5 protein-coding genes are annotated in these 4,119 nt (G+C 61.0%); all 5 read left to right on the top strand.

Going from position 1 to position 4,119, the window contains the following annotated elements:
- Window positions 1–385, top strand: a 385-nt coding sequence (locus EPO09_RS02480; protein ID WP_290639820.1) for an energy transducer TonB, incomplete at its 5' end; no start/stop codon positions are given.
- 6 nt (window positions 386–391) lie between these two features.
- Window positions 392–1,147: a MotA/TolQ/ExbB proton channel family protein gene (locus EPO09_RS02485; RefSeq protein ID WP_290639822.1), complete on the top strand. Its 756-nt coding sequence runs from the start codon at window positions 392–394 to the stop codon at window positions 1,145–1,147.
- A gap of 13 nt (window positions 1,148–1,160) precedes the next feature.
- A complete protein-coding gene (locus tag EPO09_RS02490) occupies window positions 1,161–1,586 on the top strand; it encodes a biopolymer transporter ExbD (protein WP_290639824.1) in 426 nt (141 codons plus the stop codon).
- Window positions 1,583–1,759 carry a hemin uptake protein HemP gene (gene hemP, locus EPO09_RS02495; protein ID WP_290639826.1) on the top strand — a complete coding sequence of 59 codons (177 nt, stop codon included), beginning with the start codon at window positions 1,583–1,585 and terminating at the stop codon, window positions 1,757–1,759. Before EPO09_RS02490 ends, hemP begins: the two co-directional genes overlap by 4 nt.
- A gap of 106 nt (window positions 1,760–1,865) precedes the next feature.
- On the top strand, window positions 1,866–4,058 hold the full coding sequence (locus EPO09_RS02500; protein WP_290639827.1) for a TonB-dependent siderophore receptor: 2,193 nt from the start codon (window positions 1,866–1,868) through the stop codon (window positions 4,056–4,058).
- Window positions 4,059–4,119: the final 61 nt, after the last annotated feature.

Here is a 4,119-nt window from a genome sequence, read left to right on the forward strand (position 1 = left end):
GCGCGCCGTGCCGCCCGCGCCGCTGCCCCCCATCAACACCCCTCCAGCGCCCGCTGTGGCGGCTCCTGTGGCGCACGCGGCGCCTGCCCCCAATCCTGTCTCGACTGCGCCCAGGTTTGATGCCGACTACCTGGACAACCCGAGGCCCGCCTATCCGCCGATCTCTCGCCATGAGCGTGAGCAGGGCACGGTGAAGTTGAACGTCTACGTTGAGGCCTCAGGCCTGGCCGGCAAGGTGGAGCTCGCCAGCAGCTCTGGCCACGATCGGCTCGATAAGGCCGCGATGGCCACGGTACGCCGCTGGCGCTTCACACCCGCACGACGCGGTGCGGAGGCGGTTGCCGACTGGGTGATCGTGCCCATTGTTTTCAGTCTCAAGGAATGACTTGCCATGAATGAATCACTTGACCTGGCCCATTTCTGGGCTCATCTGGACCTGGTTGCGCGTGTCGTGTTGAGCATCTTGCTGATCGGCTCGGTGGCGTCCTGGTACCTGATCGTGACCAAGAGCATTCAGGGCTACCGGGTAGGCCAGAAGAGCCGCCAGTTTCTGAAGTCGTTCTGGGACGCGCCCAATCTCGATGCCGTGTCTCGCCAGATCAAGACGCAGGGCTCTGCTGACCCCTTCTCGCATCTGTTGCATCACGGATTTTCTGCGCTGGATCACCTCAGCCGCCGTCAGGAGGCCGCCAGCCTGATCGACGCTGGCGCACCCGATGAAATGCTGACGCGGGCCCTGCGCCGTGCCATTGAAGAAGACAAGTCCGACATGGAGTTCGGCCAATCCTTCCTGGCCACGGTGGCATCCAGTGCGCCGTTCGTGGGCTTGTTCGGCACGGTCTGGGGCATCTATCACGCCCTGGCTGCCATCAGCCTGACAGGGCAGAGCACGCTGGACAAGGTGGCGGGCCCCGTGGGGGAGGCATTGATCATGACCGGCATCGGTCTGGCCGTGGCCATTCCTGCGGCCATTGCCTACAACTCGTTTGCGCGCCTCAACCGCAACCTGATGTCACGTTTGAACTCGTTTGCCTATGACGTCTTCAATTTCATGGCCACAGGCATCAAGGCCTCGCCACGCATGAACGACACGGGCAACAGCAGCGACAAGGTCATCGACCTGACGCGCGCTCAAGGCGCTCGCTGAAAGGAGCTCGAACATGGCATTCGGAAGCCTGGAAGGCGAAGAGGACAACGCCCCTCTGGCCGAGATCAACATGGTGCCGCTCATTGACGTGATGCTGGTGCTGCTGGTGATCTTCATCGTCACGGCGCCCATGCTCACGCATGCGGTCAAGGTGGATCTGCCCAAGGCCAGCTCGGCCTTGAACATCACGAAACCCGATCATGTGCAGTTGGCCATTGATGCCGAGAACCATCTGTTCTGGAACGGCGCCGCTGTCGAGATGGACGCCCTCAAGTCGCGCTTGAAGGATGCGGCTGCGGTGCAGCCTCAACCCGAGTTGCACATTCGTGCCGATCGCACCACGCCTTATGAAAAGGTGGCACAAGTCATGTCGCTGGCAGCCAGCGAAGGCTTGAGCAAGATTGGCTTTGTCACCGATCCGGCCTTGGCAGCACCATGAATCAGGTCAACGAACCCACATCCGCACACGACGAGCCGCAGGTGGTGACACCGCTCATTCGTGTCGACAGCAAGCAGCTGTTTGACGGTCAGCGCGAGCTGATCATCCAGCATCTGGGCGAGGAATACCGCTTGCGCATCACCCGCCACGACAAGCTGATTCTCACCAAGTAATCAGGCTCACCTTTTCCTTTTTCCGTTTCCATGCAGCCAGCCAGTCGCAAGCCTCTTGCACGAGCCAGCCAGCCAATTTGACTTTACCTATCAGGATTGACTGACCATGTCTCAATGCAAGAAAAAACGTACCGGCCATCAGAGCCTGTTGCCTTTGGGCGCACTCATGATGGCAGGTCTGGCCCCGCTGTCATCGCCCGTGCTGGCTGAAGAAAGCGCGCCAGCCAAGGCCAAGGAACTGGCGCCCGTCAAGGTGCAGGCTGATGTTGAAAAGCCCGATGGCGCACGAGCCACGACCACGCGCGTGGGCAAGGTGCTGCAGGATCCGCACGACGTGCCGCAGGCCGTGACCACGGTCACCAAGAGCATCATGGAGCAGCAGCAAGTGGGCTCCCTGAAAGAAGCGCTGCGCAATGTCTCCGGCTTGTCCTTCAACGCCGCGGAAGGCGGGCGCTCCGGCGACAACATGAACCTGCGCGGCTTCTACACCTTCGGGGACATGTACCTCGATGGCATCCGCGATACGGCTCAGTACAACCGCGAGACCTTCAACCTGGAACAGATCGATGTGCTGCGCGGCGCAGGGGCGATGCTGTTCGGGCGCGGCCAGGCTGGTGGCGTGATCAACCAGGTCAGCAAGACCCCGCTCAGCCGTGATCAGTACAAGCTCACAGGCAGCATCGGCACCAACAAGTATCAGGAAGCCACGGCAGATCTCAACAAGGTGATCAACGAGCACACGGCCATCCGGGTCAATGCCATGCAACGTGATGAGGGCAGTTGGCGCAGCAACCCCACAACCGGAACCGAGCCTGAGATCCATCGCAAAGGCCTGGCGGTTAGCCTGGGGCTGAATCTCAACACGGACAACCAGTTCTGGCTCAACCACTACACCGCCTATGGTCGAGACAACCCCGACTACGGCAACTCCTTCGATGCCAGCACACGCAAGCCTGGCCAGGCGCTGCCCGCCAGCACCTACTTCGGCAACGAGAAGACCTTTGACGACAGCGACACCAGCATCACGACGCTGGTCAACGAGTACCGCCTGACGCCGAGCACGCAGTTGCGCACGCAGTTGCGCAGCGCCGATTACAAGCGCAGCTACTGGGCCAAGACGCCGAGCCTGACGACCCAGCCTGATGCCGTGGGTGCCGTGGGTGGCAACCAGGCGCGTGTGCTGGACTACCGCACCATCACCCTGCAATCTGACTTGTCCAGCAAGTTTGATCTGGCGGGCATGAAGCATGAGGTGATCACGGGTCTGGAGTTCTTGCGTGAAGACAGCTTCCGCAAAGCCCTACAAAACTTCGGCACCAACACGGCGCCGGATTTCCGCCCCTATCAGGAAGCGACAACTGGCACGGCCACGGCCTTTACCAGCGATTCCTACGCCTACTATGCGCAAGACACGGTGGAGTTCATCCCTCAGTGGAAGGCCACGCTGGGTGTGCGCCGCGATCAGATGGATGCGAAGTACAGCAGTGCCACCTCGCCAAGCCTGAAATACGGCGAGAACAGCTACCGCAGTGCCATTTCCTTCCACCCCAGCGATGACACGCACTACTACCTGGGCTGGAGCGATTCATTCAGCCCCACAGCCGACCTGTATCAGTTGACCGTGACGCCCCTGCCGCCTGAGCGCAGCGAGGTGCTGGAGCTGGGTGCCAAGTGGATGCTCATGGACGGCGATCTGGCCTTGCGTGCAGCCGTCTACCAGGCGACCAAGGATTGGGAGCGCAATGGCGATCTGGAATCCACCGCAGCCGTGCTGACCAAGAAGCGCCGCACGCGCGGCCTGGAGCTGGAAGCAGCGGGCCGCGTGAGCGACGATTGGGAAGTGTTCGCCGGTGTGGCCTTCATGAACGCCAAGATCCTGGAAGTGGCCGAGAACGTCAATGCCACCACGGGCGTGGTCACCTCGGCCAATCCTGAATACGCAGGCAAGCGTGCACGCAACACGCCCGAATACACCTTCAACCTGTGGACGACCTATCAGCTCAACTACCAGTGGAAGGTGGGTGGCGGCGTGGAAGCCAAGGGTGATCGGCAAGCCGTGAACCCCAGTGGCACGGGCGCAGTGCCGACGCTCAATGGCGCGTACTACCCGAACACGGCGCCCAGCTATGTTCGTTGGGATGCCATGGTGGAGTTCGAACCCAACAACAAGTGGCTCTACCGCCTCAACGTGAAGAACGTGTTTGACAAGCTGTATTACGACGCTGTGTACGACAACGGCGGCTTTGTCATCCCGGGTGCACGTCGCACGGTGGTGCTGTCTGCCGAGTACAAGTTCTAAGCCAGGAAAGCCTTGCCATGCTCATCACGATCGACGATGTTCTGAACCCCGATGAGCTGGC

The sequence above is a fragment of the Aquabacterium sp. genome (assembly GCF_004297345.1).
Lineage (GTDB): Bacteria > Pseudomonadota > Gammaproteobacteria > Burkholderiales > Burkholderiaceae_C > Aquabacterium.